Raw genomic sequence first — 896 nt, forward strand, 5'->3', positions numbered from 1 at the left:
TCTCCTGCAAGCTTGGAAGATTCCGAAGACTCATACGCTGAAGAAGCGCTTGAAGAGGTTGCTGGTGATATAGATTTTTCTTCAGAAGATTTAGATATCGATTTAGATATCGATTTGGAGCTTGATGAAAGTGATAAAGAACTAGAAGTTGATCCAGGTATCGATTTCTCATCAGAAGATTTAGATCTTGGTGGTGACTCTGACAAAGCAGAAGAGCTTGAGTTGGATGCTGACAATGATGCATCGGTTGCAGATGCAGCTTCGTCTCATCTCGTAGATGAAGACGATGAATTGTCGCTAAGTGATGCAGAGTTAAATCACGAAGCTGAAATTGATTTGGATTTGAGTGATGAGTTATCACTTGATGATGAGGCTTTAGGTCTTGATGAAGATGCGGGTGCAGCTTCTGAAGCTGAAAGCCTTGAGTCGGCAGTGGAAGAGGTAGATGCGGATGATCTTAGCCTAGATTTGGACGAAGCCTTGGATTTAGATTTTGACTCTGAATCTGAAGAAGAGTTGTCCTTAGATGCTGAAGAGCTAGATTCCCTAGAATTGGATGATTCTGAATCCGAGGACCTTGGAGATGCTCTTGATGAGCTGGATGATTTGGAGCTGGAAGATTCGTTGACTGAAAATGCTGAAGCAGACGAAGGTGCTTCAGATGTCCTTGATCTAGGAGATGACGAACTCACCATCACAGACGAGACCCTAGATGAAGCGGCTGAAGCGTTGGGCGATGCAGATGATTTCGAGCCGGAATTAAGTGATGACGAAGATTTCGACTTCTTAGAAGGAACCGATGAGGTGTCTACTAAGTTGGATTTGGCGCGCGCTTATATCGATATGGGTGACACCGAAGGCGCTAAAGAGATTTTAGTTGAAGTTCAGCAAGAAGG

General features: G+C 44.0%; 1 protein-coding gene. It reads left to right on the forward strand.

Annotated features, from left to right (window positions below; translation table 11 throughout):
• Positions 1–896 (forward strand): FimV/HubP family polar landmark protein (locus A3738_RS08160; protein WP_304440084.1); only part of this gene is annotated, 896 nt, incomplete at both ends.

It is taken from the genome of Oleiphilus sp. HI0066 (assembly GCF_001635725.1).